This is a genomic window from Cellulomonas sp. URHB0016 (assembly GCF_054057935.1).
Genome location: NZ_JBSRZU010000001.1, coordinates 3,455,628 through 3,472,639, shown reverse-complemented (window position 1 = coordinate 3,472,639; position 17,012 = coordinate 3,455,628). Strand labels below are relative to the sequence as shown.

15 protein-coding genes are annotated in these 17,012 nt (G+C 73.5%); 10 read left to right on the top strand and 5 right to left on the bottom strand.

Annotation, left to right across the window (positions count from 1 at the left end):
• The first annotated feature begins 15 nt into the window (after positions 1-15).
• On the top strand, positions 16-1,128 hold the full coding sequence (locus ACVW07_RS16000; protein WP_456820214.1) for a DNA glycosylase AlkZ-like family protein: 1,113 nt from the start codon (positions 16-18) through the stop codon (positions 1,126-1,128).
• A 3-nt stretch (positions 1,129-1,131) separates the two neighbouring features.
• On the opposite strand, the gene ACVW07_RS15995 is transcribed toward ACVW07_RS16000, so the two are convergent.
• Positions 1,132-2,976 (bottom strand): bifunctional metallophosphatase/5'-nucleotidase, encoded by a 1,845-nt coding sequence (locus ACVW07_RS15995; protein ID WP_456820213.1) that lies wholly within the window; start codon positions 2,974-2,976, stop codon positions 1,132-1,134.
• Between the two features lie 114 nt (positions 2,977-3,090).
• Positions 3,091-3,810 (bottom strand): TetR/AcrR family transcriptional regulator, encoded by a 720-nt coding sequence (locus ACVW07_RS15990; protein ID WP_456820212.1) that lies wholly within the window; start codon positions 3,808-3,810, stop codon positions 3,091-3,093.
• A gap of 148 nt (positions 3,811-3,958) precedes the next feature.
• Between ACVW07_RS15990 and ACVW07_RS15985 the strand changes: the two genes are divergently transcribed.
• The 3 genes from ACVW07_RS15985 (at position 3,959) to ACVW07_RS15975 (ending at position 6,667) form a co-directional block, all read left to right on the top strand.
• Positions 3,959-4,933, top strand: a complete 975-nt coding sequence (locus ACVW07_RS15985; protein WP_456820211.1) for an NAD(P)-dependent alcohol dehydrogenase — start codon at positions 3,959-3,961, stop codon at positions 4,931-4,933.
• A gap of 121 nt (positions 4,934-5,054) precedes the next feature.
• Positions 5,055-5,900, top strand: coding sequence for a VOC family protein (locus ACVW07_RS15980; protein ID WP_456820210.1), 846 nt, complete (start codon positions 5,055-5,057; stop codon positions 5,898-5,900).
• Positions 5,901-6,091: 191 nt separating this feature from the next.
• Positions 6,092-6,667, top strand: coding sequence for a YqgE/AlgH family protein (locus tag ACVW07_RS15975; RefSeq protein ID WP_456820209.1), 576 nt, complete (start codon positions 6,092-6,094; stop codon positions 6,665-6,667).
• A gap of 81 nt (positions 6,668-6,748) precedes the next feature.
• Here ACVW07_RS15975 and ACVW07_RS15970 read toward each other — a convergent pair whose 3' ends face one another.
• A complete protein-coding gene (locus ACVW07_RS15970) occupies positions 6,749-8,329 on the bottom strand; it encodes an MFS transporter (protein ID WP_456820208.1) in 1,581 nt (526 codons plus the stop codon).
• 163 nt (positions 8,330-8,492) lie between these two features.
• Between ACVW07_RS15970 and ACVW07_RS15965 the strand changes: the two genes are divergently transcribed.
• Positions 8,493-9,164, top strand: coding sequence for a TetR/AcrR family transcriptional regulator (locus ACVW07_RS15965; protein ID WP_456820207.1), 672 nt, complete (start codon positions 8,493-8,495; stop codon positions 9,162-9,164).
• On the opposite strand, the gene ACVW07_RS15960 is transcribed toward ACVW07_RS15965, so the two are convergent.
• Positions 9,145-9,546: a hypothetical protein gene (locus tag ACVW07_RS15960; RefSeq protein WP_456820206.1), complete on the bottom strand. Its 402-nt coding sequence runs from the start codon at positions 9,544-9,546 to the stop codon at positions 9,145-9,147. The genes ACVW07_RS15965 and ACVW07_RS15960 overlap by 20 nt on opposite strands.
• Before the next feature lie 219 nt (positions 9,547-9,765).
• Positions 9,766-11,490 carry a SulP family inorganic anion transporter gene (locus tag ACVW07_RS15955; protein ID WP_456820205.1) on the bottom strand — a complete coding sequence of 575 codons (1,725 nt, stop codon included), beginning with the start codon at positions 11,488-11,490 and terminating at the stop codon, positions 9,766-9,768.
• Between the two features lie 245 nt (positions 11,491-11,735).
• Here ACVW07_RS15955 and ACVW07_RS15950 point away from each other — a divergent pair, with 245 nt between their 5' ends.
• The 5 genes from ACVW07_RS15950 (at position 11,736) to ACVW07_RS15930 (ending at position 16,983) form a co-directional block, all read left to right on the top strand.
• Complete coding sequence (locus ACVW07_RS15950) at positions 11,736-13,070, top strand: nicotinate phosphoribosyltransferase (RefSeq protein WP_456820204.1); 1,335 nt, start codon at positions 11,736-11,738, stop codon at positions 13,068-13,070.
• Complete coding sequence (locus ACVW07_RS15945; RefSeq protein ID WP_456820203.1) at positions 13,067-13,654, top strand: 5' nucleotidase, NT5C type; 588 nt, start codon at positions 13,067-13,069, stop codon at positions 13,652-13,654. Before ACVW07_RS15950 ends, ACVW07_RS15945 begins: the two co-directional genes overlap by 4 nt.
• Positions 13,651-14,253: an isochorismatase family protein gene (locus ACVW07_RS15940; RefSeq protein ID WP_456820202.1), complete on the top strand. Its 603-nt coding sequence runs from the start codon at positions 13,651-13,653 to the stop codon at positions 14,251-14,253. The genes ACVW07_RS15945 and ACVW07_RS15940 overlap by 4 nt, the downstream gene beginning before the upstream one ends.
• A gap of 64 nt (positions 14,254-14,317) precedes the next feature.
• Complete coding sequence (locus ACVW07_RS15935; protein ID WP_456820201.1) at positions 14,318-15,115, top strand: NUDIX hydrolase; 798 nt, start codon at positions 14,318-14,320, stop codon at positions 15,113-15,115.
• Positions 15,112-16,983: an NAD+ synthase gene (locus ACVW07_RS15930; RefSeq protein WP_456820200.1), complete on the top strand. Its 1,872-nt coding sequence runs from the start codon at positions 15,112-15,114 to the stop codon at positions 16,981-16,983. Before ACVW07_RS15935 ends, ACVW07_RS15930 begins: the two co-directional genes overlap by 4 nt.
• Positions 16,984-17,012: the final 29 nt, after the last annotated feature.

The window sequence follows — 17,012 nt, the reverse complement described above, 5'->3', positions numbered from 1 at the left end:
TCGTAGCCTGCCTCGATGGCAGTCCACGAGCTCTCGCGGGCCGAGGCGCGGCGGGTCGCCGTCCGCGCACAGCGGCTCACCGCCCACCGCCCGGCCGACCTGCACGCCACGCTCCGGGAGCTGTCCCTGCTCCAGCTCAACCCCACGAGCGCGGTCGCGCCCAGCGCCGACCTGGTCCTGTGGAGCCGGCTCGGCCCGTCGTACGACCCTCAGGAGCTCGTCGACGCGCTCGACGACCAGTCCGTCCTGGAGTACCGCGGCACGCTCCGGCCCGCCGAGGACCTCGCGCTCTACCGGGCCGAGATGGACGTGTGGGCCGCGGGCGACCTGACGGGCTGGCAGCGGGCGAACGTCGACTGGCTGCGGACCAACGAGGCGTGCCGCCAGGGCATCCTCGAGCGCCTGCGCGCCGACGGCCCGCTGCCGATCAGCGAGCTGCCCGACCTCTGCGTGCGGCCGTGGCAGTCGTCGGGCTGGAACAACAACCGCAACGTCACGATGATGCTGGACGTCATGGTCCGCACCGGCGAGGTCGCCGCCGCGGGCGGGACGGGCAAGGAACGCCTGTGGGACCTCGCCGAGCGTGTGTACCCGGACGGCCCGGTGCCGCCGCTGGAGGAGTCGCTCCGGCTGCGCGACGAGCGCCGTCTCGGCGCCCTCGGCATCGCCCGCTCCCGTGGGCCGCAGTGCCCGGTCGAGCCGCTGGACGTCGGCTCGGCGGGCGAGCCCGCGGTCGTCGACGGGGTCCGGGGGCAGTGGCGCGTGGACCCGAAACACCTCGACGGGGTCCGCTCGGGGCCGTTCGACGGGCGGGCGGCGCTGCTGTCGCCGTTCGACCGGCTGCTGCACGACCGCAAGCGGATGACCGAGATCTTCGCGTTCGAGTACGCGCTGGAGATGTTCAAGCCCGCCGCCGTGCGTCGCTGGGGCTACTACGCGCTGCCGGTGCTGCACGGCGACGAGCTGGTCGGCAAGCTCGACGCGACGGCCGACCGTCGGGCCGGTGTGCTGCGGGTGCACGCCCTGCACGAGGACGGGGACTGGACCGCCGCCACGCGGGCGGCCGTCGCGGACGAGATCGCCGACCTGGCCCGGTGGCTCGACCTGGACCTCGTCGGGGAGGCCTGACCGTCACGGCATGACGGTCAGCGGCGTGCCGCCGGACGTCAGGCGCCAGTCGGGGTTGGTCGACGAGAACACCGCCGGGTCGACCACCTGGGCGGCGGTCACCCAGTCGATGAGCAGCTGCCGGATCTCGACCTGCCGGTTGTACACGACGGGGGCGCCGACCACGCCCGGGAAGTTCCCGCCGCCCGACTGCCGGTAGTTGTTGATGGCGACCACGAACTCCTGGTCGGCCGTCACCGGGACGCCCCCGTACGCCAGGCCGACGACGCGGCTGCCGACGGGCTGCGCCAGGTCGATGTCATAGGTCAGGGGCTGGTCGAGCCCGCCCATCACGTCGTAGTTGTAGTCCGGCGTGCCGTTCGGGGCGGTGGGTGTCACGGCGTTCGTGAGGTCCGCGGCGGCGTACGTGCCCGGCGTCGCCGCCGGCTTGAAGTACTCCGCCGACTTCTCCAGGTAGGCCTTGACCTGCGCCCCCGTGAGCTTGATGCCCAGGAGCGTGTTGTCGTAGATGTACAGCCCGGCGATGTCCCGCACCGAGACGTCACCCTGCGGGATGGCGGCGTCCTTGTTGAACGGTGCCGCGATCGACAGCACCGGCAGGTCGGCGTCGGCGCCGGTGAGCTCCGCCTTGACCGCTCCGGCCTGGACGTGGTTGATGAAGTCGAGCACCGCGGTGTCCTCGTAGCGAGCAGCCGCCGCCGACATGGCCTCGGTCGACGTGCCGATGACGCTGTTGACGTAGTCGACGACCTTCTGGTGGTCGGCCTCCAGGAGGCTGACGATCTTCGGGTCCTCGGGGACCGTGTTGGAGCTCAGCACCTGCGCGTGCACCGTCTGCACCGCCCAGCGGCCGCGCGCGAACGAGAGGTCGATGTCGAACACCGACAGCCGCTCGCCCCACTTGAGGGGCTCGGACAGCACGACGGGCTTGCCGGTGGCGGTGTTGGTGACGACCCGTTCGGCGATCTCCTGGTGGGCGTGACCCACGAGGATCGCGTCGATGCCGGGCACCTGCTGCGCGACGAGCGTCGCGGCGTTCTCCGGGAACGGCAGGGTGTCGCCGTACGACGAGGACGTGTCGGCGCCCGAGTGCGCGGCGACCACGACCACGTCGGCACCCTTGCGGCGCAGCTCCGGGACGTACTTGGCGGCCTGCTCGACGAGCCCGTCGAAGTGCATCCTGCCCTCGACGTTGGCCTTGTCCCAGATGGCGATGCCGGGGTTGGTGAGGCCGAGGATGCCGACCTTGACGGGCTTGCCGTGCGCGGTGTGCACGGTCTTGATGGTGTACGGCTGGAACGCCGGCCGGCCGGTGCCGTCGTCGAGCGCGTTCGCGGCGAGCAGCGGGAAGCGGAGCTGCTTCTGGAACGTGCGCAGGTACGGGATGCCGTAGTTGAACTCGTGGTTGCCCACTGCGGCGGCGTCGTAGCCGATCGCGTTCATCGCGGCGGCCATCGGGTGCTCGACCGTCCGCGAGATCGGCTCGACCTTCGCGTAGTAGTACGCGAGCGATGTGCCCTGGATGGTGTCGCCGGCGTCGAGGAGGAGCGTGTTGCGCGCCCCGCGGTCCGCCCGCACCTGGTTCACGAGCGTCGAGACCTTCGCGAGCCCCACGTCGTTGTGGGCGCTGTCGTCGTACTCGGCGTTCTTGAAGTAGTCCCAGTTCAGGGCGCTGCCGTGCAGGTCCGTCGTGCCCATGACCGTGAGGCGGTAGTCCTCGGGGTGCCCGGGTCCGTGCCCGGGCCCTCCGGCCGTCGCGGGCGTCGCGAGCCCGACGAGGAGCACCGTGGCCGCCGCCACCACTGCTCCCCGGGCGCTTCCCCCGCGACGCTGGTGGGTGATCCTCATGTCCGGGTCCTCCCGTGCTGTCGGTGGTGCACCGGGTTGCGGTGCGTCGCGCACGGTACCCCGATCGGGTGACACCGGCGCGGCCGGCAGGTGACGCGTGGGCAACCGTCCAGGTCAGCGGCGTGCCGCGCCGGTCGAGGCGTCCTCTGCGGCTCTCCTGCGCAGTCGCTCGAACCCGTCGAGCAGCAGGTCGAGCGCGAACTCGAACTCGGCCTGGTCGTCGCACCCGGACCCGACCACGGACGCGTCGTCGTGCGCGACCGCCAGGGCGATCTCGGCGAGGTGCGGGAAGGCCGGGGCCATCGCGCGGGCACCCGCGGCACGGACCTCGGGGTCGACGTCTGCGGAGTCGTCGAAGAGCTCCTGGCTGAAGCCGAGGACGCGGCTGCCCATCGCGTGCATCACGTGGTGGGTGAGGTCGACCGAGAAGCCGGCCGCGCGGAACATCCCGACGACCGAGTTCATGTGGGCCAGCACCGCCGGGGTCGGGATGCCGCGGGAGGCGATGACCTGAGCGGCCCACGGGTGGCCGAGCAGGGCGCGCCGGGCGCCGAGGATGCGCCGGCGGACGGCGGCCTGCCAGTCGATCTCCACGTCGCCGGGGGCCGGTTCGGGGATCTCGGCGACCACGAGGTCGACGACGCCGTCGAGCAGCTCGTCCTTGTTCGCCACGTGCTTGTAGAGCGCCATCGGGACCACGTCGAGCACCTGGGCGAGCCGGCGCATGCTGAGCGTCCCGATGCCGTCCTCGTCCGCGAGCGCCACCGCGGCGCGGAGCACGCGCTCGCGGGTCAGCGGTGCGCGGCGTGGCGCCTCCGTGTGCTCCGCGGTCACTCCTGCCTCCGGTCGCCGGCCGACACCTTGACGGGGTGTACGGCGTACACCTACTGTCTCATCACCGCAGGTGTACGTCGTACACCACGTCGACGGGCTGCTCCGGCCCACCGTAGACGCCCGCGCCACCTCGTCCGAGGAGCCCACCATGAAGGCGATCACCCAGGACCGGTACGGTCCCCCGGACATCCTGCGGTTCGCGGACGTCGGCCGCCCGCTGCCCGGCGACCACGACGTGCTCGTCCGCGTCCGGGCCGCGTCCCTCAACGCCCGCGACTGGCACGTGCTGCGCGGCGACCCGTACCTCATGCGCCCCACCTTCGGGTTGCGTCGGCCGACGCAACCGGTCCTCGGCACCGACTTCGCGGGCACCGTCGAGGAGGTCGGACCGCAGGTCACCCGGGTTCGGCCCGGCGACGAGGTGTTCGGGGAGCACCCGGGAGCGTTCGCCGAGTACGTCAGTGCGCCCGAGGGCGTCGTGGCGAGGCGACCGGCCGGGACGTCGTTCGAGGAGTCGGCCGCGCTGCCGCTCGCCGCGACCACGGCCCTGACCGCCCTGCACGACGCCGCCCACCTCCAGCCCGGGCAGTCCGTCCTGGTCAACGGTGCGTCGGGCGGGGTGGGCACGTTCGCGCTGCAGATCGCCCGGTCCACGGGCGCCCACGTCACCGCCGTCTGCAGCGCACGGAACGCCGAGCTGGCCCGCTCCCTCGGCGCCGAGCACGTCGTCGACTACCGCGCGCACGACTTCACCCGGGACGGGAAGCGGTACGACGTCGTCTACGACCTGGTCAGCAACCGCTCGCTCAGGGACCTGCGACGCACCGTCGCGCCGGGCGGGACGCTGCTGCTGTCCGGTGGCGGCACCTCCGAGGGCGGCAGCCTGACCGGCCCGATCGGCCTGGTCGTCCGGGGGCTGCTCGCGCGGCCGTTCCTGAGCCACCGCCTCGTCGCGCCCGGGTCGACACCCGGCGCGGACCGGCTCGACATGATCCGGGAGCTCGTCGAGCAGGGCGCCCTGACACCGGTCGTCGACCGGACCTACGCCCTGGCGGACGCCGCGGAGGCGATCCGGTACCTCGAGGTCGAGCACGCCCGCGCGAAGGTCGTCCTCACCGTCTGATCGGGCGGCGCACCAGGTGCGCGGTGCGGCTCAGGACGGGCGGCCCGCCGTCGCCGGTCCGCTGGTGTCGGCGGGGGTCCGTAGCCTGGTCGCCGACAGGTACCCGAGCCGAGGAGGGGCCATGACGGAGCAGCGGACCTACCCGGAGGGCGTCACGTCCTGGGTGGACGTCGAGCACGGCGACGTGGAACAGGCGAAGGCGTTCTACGGCGGGGTGCTCGGCTGGACGTTCCACGACGCGACACCGCCCGGCCTCCCGTCGCGGTACGTCATCGCGCAGGTCGACGGGCGCGACGCCGCGGGCATCGGCGGCCCGTCCGACCCGACCGGTGTCGCACCCGGGGCTCCGGCGTGGCAGACCTACGTCGCGGTCGACGACGTCACGGCGGCCCTTGCCCGCGTCGCCGCCACCGGCGGCACCGTCACGACCGGCCCGACCGTCGCGGGCGAGGGCGGCACCTGGGCGGCGTTCACCGACCGCCAGGGCGCCGAGCTCCGGCTGTGGCAGGCGAACCGACGCCTCGGCGCCCAGGTCGTCAACGAGCCGGGCGCCTGGAACTTCAGCGACCTGCACACCCTCGACGTCGCCGCCGCCCTGGACCTGTACGAGCAGGCGTTCGGCTGGCAGGTCGCCGACCTGGGCTGGGCGACGATGATCCGCGTCCCCGGGTACGGCGACCACCTCGCAGCAACCGTCGACCCGGGCATCCATGCGCGGCAGGCGGAGGTGGACGCGCCACCCGGGTTCGCCGACGCGATCGGCTGGGTCCTCCCGCTGCGGGTGGGCGAGGCGCCGCACTGGCACGTGTCGTTCACGGTCGCGGACCGCGACCGGACCGCCGAGCTGGCCGGCAAGCACGGCGGTGTGGTCGTCACGACCGAGGACGGCGGGTGGACCCGGACGGCCACGATCCGCGACCCGCAGGGCGCGGTGTTCAGCGTGAGCCAGTTCACCCCCCAGCGCTGACAGCCTGGCTGGTCGACGTCGTGGCGGGTTCACACCCTGGCGAGACGAAAGGCGACGACCATCGTCGCCGCAGCCGAACGCGACCCTCGTGCCGACACACCGGTGAGCCAGGCTGCGGCGGCCCGCGCCCGTCGGAACGGGGACCCGATCGCCCGGCGTGCCGCTGCGGGTGCGTCGGCGATGATGAGGCCATGACCGACGGCACGACCGAAGGCACCGCGCTGCAGGGCCGGCTGCTCGTCGCGGCGCCGCGCCTTCGCGAGGACACCTTCTACCGCACCGTGATCCTGCTCCTCGACCACGGGGACCACGGTGCTGTCGGGGTCGTGCTCAACCGCCCGTCGGCGGTCGACGTGGCCGAGGTGCTCCCGGCGTGGCACTCGCACGTCAGCACACCACCGCACCTGTTCCAGGGCGGCCCGGTCGGCCTCGACGGTGCGATGGGGGTGGCCACGCTCCGCGCCGGCTCGGGCCCGTGGTCGGGCGTCGACCGCATGACCGGCCCGTTCGGCCTCGTCGACCTCGACGCCGACCCGGACGCCGTCGTCCCGCACGTCGGTGGGGTCCGGGTGTTCGCCGGGTACGCCGGGTGGGGCGAGGGCCAGCTCGAGGACGAGATCGAGGAGCGCGCGTGGTTCGTCGTCGACGCCCTGCCCGACGACCTGCTCACCCCCACGCCGTCGCAGCTGTGGCGGCGGGTCCTGCGCCGGCAGGGCGGTGACCTGGCCATCGTCTCCACGTACGCCGAGGACGCGAACCTCAACTGACGACGTCGCCGGAGGCCCGTGACGCGCGGCAGCACCGGCCGGTCGGGCCGGTGCTGCCGCGGTCGTCGGACCGGTGGGCGGTCAGTGCGCGAGGGCAGGTGCCGCCTCGGCAGCCACCGGGTCGGTGCCGGACTCCGCGGCCTGGGCAGCCCGGGCAGCGCGGTCCGCCCGCGTCCGGAACAGCGTGGCCGTGAGGACCGCGCCGAGCAGGAAGATCCCCGCCGACCAGCCGTAGGCCACGGCGAAGCTGTGCAGGGCCCCGTCGGCGACGACCTGCGGGGTGACGGGCGCGTGGTCGGTGACGTACGCCGCCGCGGCGGTGGCGGCGAGGGTGTTGAGCACGGCCGTGCCGATGGCCCCGCCGACCTGCTGGCTCGTGGACACCATCGCGGATGCCGCGCCGGCCTGCCGCCGCGAGACACCGAGGGTGGCGATCTGGAACGACGCGGGCATGATCGAGCCCATCGCGATCCCCATCAGCACGAGCCCGACGAGCACCCGGGGGTACCCGCTGTCGAGCTCGAGCGTCCGGAACCACAGCATCGCGAGCGCCGCCGTGCCCATGCCGATCGGCACGAGCAGCTTGGGCCCGAACCGCGGCACGAGGATGTTCGACTGGACCTGCGCCGTGATGACGATGAACACGACCATCGGCAGGAACGCGGTCCCCGTCTGCATGGGCGTGTACCCGAGCGTGAGCTGCAGGTAGTACGTCAGGAACAGGAACACGCCGAACATGCCGGACCCGGCGACGAGGATCGCGAGGAACCCGGCGCCGCGGTCCCGGTCGAGCACGATGTCGAGGGGCAGCAGCGGGTACTGCGCGCGGCGCTGGCGCACGACGAAGCCGACGAGGAGCACGACGCTGGCGGCGAGGGAGCCCCACACCGCGGGTGCGTCCCAGCCCTGCGGCTCCGCCTGCGAGAAGCCGAACACGAGGGCGAACAGGCCGCTGGACGCCAGGAGCACGCCGGGCACGTCCAGCCGGGTCTCGTGCCGCTCGTCGGTGCGGGAGAGCAGGACGGACCCCGCGACGAACGCGACGACGGCGATGACGACGTTGACGTACAGGTTCCAGCGCCAGTTGAAGTTCTCGGTGAGGTAGCCGCCGAGCAGCAGACCGATCGCCCCTCCCATGCCGGCGATCGCCCCGAACACGCCGAACGCGCGGGCGCGCTCCTTGGCGATGGTGAACGTGGTGGTCAGCACGGACAGGGCCGCGGGTGCGAGCACGGCGGCGAACACGCCCTGCAGGGCGCGGGCCCCGACGAGCAGCTCGAAGCTCTGGGCGGCGCCGCCGAGGGCGGAGGCGACGGCGAAGCCGACGAGGCCGACGAGGAACATGCGGCGGCGCCCGAACATGTCGGACAGCCGGCCGCCGAGCAGCAGCAGGCTGCCGAACGCGAGCGCGTACGCGGTGACGACCCACTGGCGGTCGTTGTCGCTGAAGCCGAGGTCAGCCTGGGCCGACGGCAGGGCGATGTTCACGATGGTCGCGTCCAGCACGACCATGAGCTGGGCGAGCGCGACGGTCGCCAGCACGAGCCAGCGACCCCGGCTGGTGGGCGGACCGGTGGGCGGCTCTGTGGACGGCTCCGTGGGCCGCTCGGTCGACGTCGGGGTCGACGCCGGTGCGGGTGGTGGCGCTGCGGTGGAGGACATGGGGATGCTCCTGGGACGTCGTGGTCGGTGGAGCGAGCGTATTACAGAACCCACCAGTTCCGGAACCCTACGGTTTCGCTTTATCGTGACCCGGTACGGTGTGCGCGACGGGTCCACGACGATGCGGCGGGCTCGCGGGAGCGACGGAGAGGCGGGACCACCGGTGGACGACACCAGGGCGGCTGCACCCACCCTCCGGCCCACCCCCCAGCGCGCTCCCCAGGCCCCCCTCCAGACCGCCGCCCAGCCCGCGCGCCGGCCGGGCCGCCGCAGGGACGACTCCAAGGACGACGCCATCCTGGAGGCCGCCCGCGAGCTGCTCGCCGAGCGAGGCTTCGAGGGCATGACGATGGACGCCGTCGCCGAGCGCGCGGGCGCCGGCAAGGCGACCGTCTACCGCCGCTGGCCCTCGAAGGTCCAGCTCACGGTCGACGCCGTGATCTGCGGCCGCGGCGTCGCCACGACGATCGACGACGTGGCCGACACCGGCTCGCTGCGCGGCGACCTGCTCGGGATCACGTTCGGCCGCCGCCGGGAGAGCGACAGCGCGCTCATGTCCGGCCTCATGTCGGTCGTCAAGGAGGACCCCCAGCTCGCCGCGGTCTTCCACGAGCAGTTCGTCCGCGCGAAGGTCGGCCTCGTGCGCGCGGTCCTCGAGCGGGCCCGGCTCCGGGGCGAGCTGCGGCCGGACGTCGACCTCGACATGGTCGCCGGCGTCGCGCCGGCCATGGTCATGTACCGCAAGGTGGTCGCCGGTCAGCCGGTCGACGACGCCTTCGTGACCCGGATGATCGACTCGGTGATCCTTCCGCTGGTCACCCCCCACTCTCCGTAGGGTCGGTCAGCGCGTCAGGGAGCTGGTCGGGGAGCCGGTCGGACGCCGGCGAGGGGGACCGCGTCGCGAGGTCGTCCGACACGAGGACGGTCCAGTCGCCCCGGATCGCGACCGCGGTCGAGGGGCAGGCTCCGCCGTCGAGCTCGGCGACGACCGTCCCGTCCTCACGGGTCACCACGATCCCGGAGCCGATGCATCCCCGCTGCGTCATCGCGACGTCCGAGCTCGGGCCGACGACGAGCACCCTGTCGCTGCCCTCGATGGTCACGGTGACCCGCTCACCGGTGTAGTTCGAGAACTCCGCACCGGGCCCGCTCCCGAGACAGCCGGACGTGGTCATGACCACGCCCACACCGATGACGACCACGTTGCGCGCGCGCACACTGCACCTACCTCACGACCGGGGACGGGGGCGGCCCAGGGCCGTCGGGACCGGAACGGTCCGCGGCTTCTTTGCTTCCGGGCCTGACGTGCGGATCCTGCCAACCCGACGGACCGCCTGTCCGGCATACCGGGACGTATCGCCGCACCGAAACGATTCGGATCTGCGGCGGTCGCCCGGCGCCAGCACTGCTGACCGCGACCGGCACGCGGGCCGGCGCTACGCGGGCGGCGCAGGTGGCGGCACGGACCCCCGGTGCGCCTCGACCGCGCGGTGCACGCTGCCGTGGATGCGCTCCGCTCCCAGCCGACCGACGACGCCGTCGCGCGTGAGCGTCGACCGTACTGCCGGCTTCACACGGGCGAGCCGGACCACGACGCCCGCGTCCTCGGCGAGGTCGAGGAGCTCGTGGAGGGCCGCCGCACCCTGCGCGTCGACGATCGTGATCGCCCCGCAGTCGAGCACGATCAGGCTCGCGTCCGGGTGCGACTCGGTGACCTCGCGCACCCGGTCCTGCAAGGCGTCGGCAGTCGCGAAGAACAGGCCCCCGTCGATACGCACGACCGCCACGCCAGGCTCGGGCTCGTCGCCCGGGTGCTCGCCCAGCTCACGGAACACCTGCGTTCCGGGCTCGCGTGCCATCAGCGGGAGGGACGGCCTCGTCGCGACGGACACGAGCCACAGCAGCGACAGCGCGATCCCGATCAGCACCCCGGCCAGGACCCCGACCACGAGCGTGCTGACGAGCGCCGCGACCGCGATCCAGAAGTCGAACCGCTGCACCCGGAACAGCCGTCGCATCCCGGCGACGTCCATCATCCCCATGACGACGGCCTCGATGATGACGGCCGCCAGCACGGCCGTCGGCAGGCCGGAGAACAGGGGCGCGAGCAGCACCAGCGTGAGCAGCACCATCACGCCGGACGTCAGTGACGCGACCGGCGACCGGGCGCCCGCCCGGTCGTTGAGCGAGCTGGCCGACAGGCTCGTCGACACCGGCATGCCCTGCAGCAGGCCGGCCCCCAGGTTCGCGGCGCCCTGCGCGAGCGACTCCTGGTCGATGTCCACCCGGTAGCGGTGCCGCGCCGCGAACGTCCGCGCGTCCCCGGCCGTCTGCGAGAACCCGATCATGACGAGCGCGACGGCGGCGAGCGCCACGGTCGCGACGTGGTCGAGCAGCAGCGCCGGGTCGGGCACCTGCACGGAGGGCAGCCCGCGGGGCACGTCCCCCACCAGCGCGACCCCCCGCTCCCCCAGGTCCAGCAGCCGGCTCGCGAGCAGGCCGCCGACGACGAGCACGAGCGCGCCCGGCACCCGCGGTGCCAGGCGGCGCAGCCCGAACACCGTGACCAGCGCGCTCACGCCGACCGCGAGGGTGGCCCGGTTCGCGTCCCCGATCGTCCCCAGCCACGACACGAGCTCCTGCGGGGGCGAGGAGCCCGACGCGCTGGTCCCCGTGAGCTTGGGCAGCTCGCCGACGACGACGTCGATGGCCGCGCCGAACAGGAACCCCGTGACGACGGCCCGCGAGAGGAACTGTGCGATCCACCCCATGCGCGCGACGGCCAGCAGCAGGAACACGACGCCGGAGACGAGCGTGATGCCCGCGACGAACGGCGCCACGTCGTCGCCGACGACACCGGCGGTGAGCACGGCGCTCGCCGCCACCGCAGCCAGGCCCGAGCTGGGTCCGGTCGAGATCTGCCGGCTGGTGCCGAACACCGCGTAGAGGATCGCCCCGGCCGCCGCGGCGTACAGGCCGTTCTGCAGCGGCACGCCCGCGATCCCGGCGTACCCGAGGTTCTTCGGGACGATGAGCGCGGCGACCGCGACCCCGGCGGCGACGTCGGTGCGCCACCAGGCACGGTCGTAGCCGCGGAGCACGCCGACGAGCGGCACCCGGTCGGACCACCGGCGCCGGCCAGCGCCGCCCGGGGCGCTCACGGGTGGTGGCTCATCTGCGGCTCGTGTGCGACGCCCGGATCACGACGACTCCCACCGATCACTCCGAAAGGGCTGGTCAGGGCATGCTGCCCGGTCCCGGCGTGCGTGGCAACGACCGGCCCCGTCGGCTCGACCGGGCGAGCCCCGTCCGGGACGGTGCCAGGTGACGCAGGTCACACCGCATTAATGGTCGATCTGACCAGAAATGGCCGCGGATCCTCGCGCGGCGGGTCATTATGGTCAACATGACCACAACGACCGCGCTGCTCACGGACCACTACGAGCTCACGATGCTGCGGGCCGCCCTCGCCGACGGGACGGCCCACCACCAGGCCGTCTTCGAGGCGTTCGCCCGCCGGCTGCCCGAGGGCCGCCGCTACGGGGTCGTCGCCGGGCTGGGCCGCGTCGTCGAGGCGGTCGAGGGCTTCACCTTCGACGCCGAGCAGCTCGCCTGGCTGCTGGAGTCGGGCGTGATCGACCGGCGCACCACCGACTACCTGGGCGGATACCGGTTCCGCGGCAGCATCGACGCCTACCGCGAGGGGGACATCTACTTCCCGCACAGCCCGGTCCTGACGGTGTCGGGCACGTTCGCGGAGTGCGTCGTGCTCGAGACGCTCGTCCTGTCGATCCTCAACCACGACACGGCCATCGCGTCGGCCGCCGCGCGCATGGTCAGCGCCGCCGACGGTCGCACGCTCGTCGAGATGGGCAGCCGCCGGACCCACGAGCAGGCGGCCGTCGCCGCCGCCCGCGCCGCGTACGTCGCGGGGTTCGACGCGACGAGCAACCTGCAGGCCGGGTTCCGGTACGGCGTGCCGACTCGGGGCACCGCCGCGCACGCGTTCACGCTCAGCCACACCGACGAGCCCACCGCGTTCGCGTCGCAGGTCGCCACCCTCGGCGACGCGACCACCCTCCTCGTGGACACGTACGACACCGAGCAGGGCATCCGCAACGCCGTCGCCGCGGCCGGCCCCGACCTCGGTGCCGTCCGCATCGACTCGGGCGACCTGGCCGACGGGGCCCGCAAGGCCCGCGCCCTGCTCGACGCGCTCGGCGCGACGGGCACGAGGATCGCCGTCACGTCCGACCTGGACGAGCACACCATCGGCGCGCTCGCCGCCGCGCCGGTCGACATCTACGGCGCGGGCACCAAGCTCGTCGGCGGCTCGGGCCACCCGACCGCCGGGATGGTCTACAAGCTGGTCGCCGTCGCGGACGAGGACGGCCCGTTCGCCCCGCTCCGTCCGGTCGCCAAGAAGGCCACGAGCAAGGGCAGCGTCGGCGGCCGGAAGGTCGCCTACCGCGCCCTGGACCACGCGGGGCACGCGACGAAGGAGGTCGTCGTGGTGCGTCACCTGCCCGGCGCCCCCGAGGCCGGGCTCGGCCGGGCGCTCCAGGTCCCCGTGGTCCGCGACGGTCACGTGGTCCACCGCCCGAGCCTCGACGAGGTCCGCGCCCACCACCGCGGCGCCAAGGCCGAGCTGACCGACCTCGACCTGGCCCTCACGCCGGGAACCCCCCGCCTGGTCGCTGACCCGACCGCCATCGGCAACCTGATCGGAGCCACCGCATGAACCTCCTCGCCGGCAGCCCGCCCCTCGTCCTCGTCGACATGGACGGCGTCCAGGCCGACCTCGCCACCGCGTTCTGGGCGGAGCTCGAGCGCCGGTTCCCCGGCGGTCCCACGCGGGCCGACGCGGACCTGACACGGTTCAAGCTCGACACCCAGCTCGCGCCCGAGTGGGCCGACGCGGTCCACGCCGTGACCACCACGCCGGGGTTCTTCTCGACGTTCGCACCCGTCGAGGGCGCGGTCGAGGCGATGAACGCGATGCTCGACGAGGGCTGGGACGTCCGCATCTGCACCGCTCCGCTGCTCACCAACCCGACCTGCGCGTCGGACAAGCTCGCCTGGGCGGAGGACGTCCTCGGTGCGGGGTGGTCGCGACGGGTCGTGATCGCGAAGGACAAGACCCTCGTGCGCGGGGACATCCTCATCGACGACAAGCCCGTCGTCGAGGGCGACTGGACGCCGACGTGGAAGCACGTGGTGTTCGACGCCACGTACAACCAGACCGCCCCGTCGCCGTTCCGGCTGACCGGGTGGGCGGACTGGCGCCGGACCCTGACGCCGCTCCTCGGAAGGACAGCAGCATGAAGAGCGCGCTGATCGTCGTGGACGTGCAGAACGACTTCTGCGAGGGAGGCACGCTGGCGGTGGCCGGCGGGGCTGCCGTCGCCGCCCGGATCAGCGAGTACCTCGCCCGACGCGGTGACCAGTACGACACGATCATCGCCACCCGCGACTGGCACGCCCCGCTCCCCGACACCAACGACGGCCACTTCGCCGCCGACGGCACCGACCCGGACTACGTGACCACGTGGCCCGTGCACTGCGTCGCCGGCACCGTCGGCGCCGAGTACCACCCCGACCTGGTGCTGCCCGAGCGGACGGTCCACGTCGTCAAGGGCGAGTCGAGGCAGGACTACTCGGGCTTCCAGGGGCGCGTGGTGGACGCACCGGCCGGGCAGGCGTCGCTCGGCAGGCTGCTGGTGGCCCGCAACGTCGCCCACGTCGACGTCGTCGGTCTCGCCACCGACTTCTGCGTCGCCGCGACCGCCACCGACGCCCGCCGCAAGGGCGCCACCATCGTCTCGGTCCTGACCGACCTCACCGCCGCGGTGTCCGCCGCGACAGCGGTCCGGGCGCTGACCGAGCTCGCGCAGCGCAAGGTCAACCTCGAGGAGTCACGGTGACCGCCGTCGTCGACCCCGAGCAGCACAGCAGGACGGCCCCGACCGGCGCCGAGGAGGAGAGCTGATGGACCCCAAGGCACCTGAGGGCTACGACCCGCACGCGTACCCGCCGTTCGCCGTGACCGTCGACCTGGCCGTGTTCACGGTGCGCGACGGTGCGCTCAAGGCGCTGCTCATCGAGCGGGTCGACGACCCGTACGCCGGCGCCTGGGCGCTGCCGGGCGGCTTCGTCGACATCGACGAGGACATCCCCGACGCGGCGTGGCGCGAGCTCCACGAGGAGACCGGCCTGGAGCAGTTCGCCGGCCACCTCGAGCAGCTCGGCACGTACGGCAGCCCCGGCCGCGACCCCCGGATGCGGGTGGTGTCCGTCGCGCACGTCGCGTTCGCACCGAACCTGCCCGACCCCAGGCCGGGCTCCGACGCGCGCAACGCCCGCTGGTGCGACGTCGACGACCTCGACCTGCCCGGGCTGCGCGGCAGCCACGCCGACGCGGAGATCACCCTCGCGTTCGACCACGCCCGGATCCTGGCCGACGCCGTCGACCGCGTCGCCTCGAAGTTCGAGTACACCCCGCTGGCGACCTCGTTCGTCCCGGAGCACTTCACGCTCGGCGAGCTCCAGCACGTCTACGAGGCGGTGTGGGGCACCCGCCTGGACCGGTCGAACTTCCGCCGCTGGGTCAAGGACACGACGGGCTTCGTGCGGCCCACCTCCGGGACGGAACGGCGGCGCACCGCCGGCGCCGGACGTCCCGCCGCGCTCTACACGGCCGACGACGACGGACCGGCGACCCTCACGCCACCGCTCATGCGCCCGGACGACGCCCGCGCGATCCGCCCCCACGAGGAGAACCGATGACCCACCTGCGCGTCCTGCTCTCCCAGCTGCCGGTCCGGGTCGGGGACGTCGCCGGGAACGCCGGGGCCGTCCGCGACGCGATGGTCCGCGCCGAGCAGGTCGCCGCCGACGTGCTCGTGACCCCCGAGATGGCCGTCACCGGGTACCCGTGCGAGGACCTGCTCGCCGAGCCGGCGTTCGTCGTGGCCGCCCAGGACGCCACCCGTGACCTCGCGGACCACGCCGCCCGCACCGTCACCCTCGTCGGAGCTCCCTGGACCACCGTGGCCCTCCCGGCCGCGGGAGGAGCCCGTGCACAGGCCTGGACGACCGACGCCGCCCCGCGCGCGCTGCGCAACACCGCCCTCGTGCTGCACGACGGCCGGCTGGCCGCCGCCCACGCCAAGCACCTCCTGCCCACGTACAGCGTCTTCGACGACGCCCGCCACTTCGGCGCCGGTGTCCGGGACCAGGCGCTGTACCGGCTGGAGACGCCCGACGGGCCGGTGGTGCTCGGTGTGCTCATCTGCGAGGACGCATGGGACGCGGCCCTGGTCGCCGAGGTCGCCGCCGCAGGTGCGCAGGCCGTCGTCGTGCTCAACGCCTCGCCGTACACCGTCGGCAAGCCGGCCCTGCGCCTGGCCCAGCTCCGCACGGCGGCGGCCGCCGCCGGTGTGCCGATCGCGTACGTGAACGCGGTGGGCGGGCAGGACGACCTCGTGTTCGACGGCGGCTCCCTCGTCGTCGACGCCGGCGGGACCGTGCTCGCTCGCGCAGCGGCGTTCACGGCCGACGAGCTCGTGGTCGACGTCCCCGTCGCAGCCGCCAGGCCCGTCACCCGTGACCTCGTCGACCTCGGTCCGACCCACCCGCACCGGGCCCCGGTGGCGACGCCGCCCGTCGCGGAACCGATGGAGGTCCACGCGGAGGTGTACGCCGCCCTCGTCACCGGGTTCGGCGACTACTGCCGTCGCGTCGGGCTCCCCCGCGTGGTCCTGGGCCTGTCCGGAGGGATCGACTCCGCCCTCGCCGCCGTCGTCGCGGTCGACGCCCTGGGCCCGGACGCGGTGTGGGGCATCGGGATGCCCGGCCCGTACAGCTCGGACGGCTCGGTCACCGATGCGCGCACGCTCGCGGACAACCTCGGGATCCGCTTCGACGTGGTGCCCGTCAAGGACCCGTACCTCGAACGCGAGACCGTCCTGGGCGCGCTGCTCGTGGACGCGATCGGTGACACCGGCCACCCCGTCGCCTGGGAGAACCTGCAGGCCCGACTGCGCGGCACGACGCTCATGACGATCGCCAACGCCGCCGGTTCCCTGGTGTGCACCACGGGCAACCGCTCCGAGTCGGCAGTCGGCTACTTCACGCTCTACGGCGACTCCTGCGGCACCGCCCCGAACCCGCTCGGTGACCTCCTCAAGACCACCGTCACCCTGCAGGACGGCACCGTGCTGCCCGGCGTCTACGGCCTGGCGCGGTGGCGCAACGACCAGGCGGCCGCCGCCGGCTCCGTTCCCCCCATCCCGCTCCCCACGCTGACCAAGCCCGCCTCCGCCGAGCTCGCACCGGGCCAGCAGGACAGCGACTCGCTGCCGCCCTACGAGGTCCTCGACGCGCTGCTGGTCGGGTTCCTGGAGGAGCACGCGAGCGCCGACCAGCTCGCCGAGGGGCTCGTCGAGCAGGGCTGGGACGCCAGCGCCGCGGCGGCGACCGTGAACCGGGTGCTCGGGCTGGTGGACCGCAGCGAGTTCAAGCGCCGCCAGGTGCCGATGCGCGTGAAGGTCTCCCGGCTGGCGTTCGGGCGCGACAGGCGCATGCCCGTCGCCAGCCACTGGTCGCACGCGACGGCGTCGGCGGCGACCAGGGCCGAGCCTGCCCGGCTCTGAGTCCATGAGCCCGTCCCTGAACGGCCGAA